At 43.3% G+C, this 261-nt stretch carries 1 protein-coding gene; it reads left to right on the forward strand.

What is annotated here, in order from left to right:
- A partial coding sequence (locus AC6UDF_RS07280; RefSeq protein ID WP_500724212.1) for a citrate lyase subunit alpha occupies positions 1–261 on the forward strand: 261 nt, incomplete at both ends.

The following is a 261-nucleotide window of genomic DNA, read 5'->3' on the forward strand; positions in this document are numbered from 1 at the left end:
GTGCCTAACTCAGATCGTTGTGGAAATGCCAATGGAATGGAAGGTCCAGCTGCCTTTGGCTCACTAGGATATGCCTTGATGGATGCTGCTTACGCTAATAAGGTTGTCTTATTAACCGATAACGTAGTTGATTATCCTAATACTCCCGCTTCAATTCGTCAGACTCAGGTTGACGATGTCGTAAAAGTTGATCAAGTTGGTGATCCAAACAAAATTGGTTCAGGTGCAACTCGTTTTACGAAGGATCCGAAAGATTTGACC

Source organism: Fructilactobacillus sp. X2R6C1, assembly GCF_059901295.1.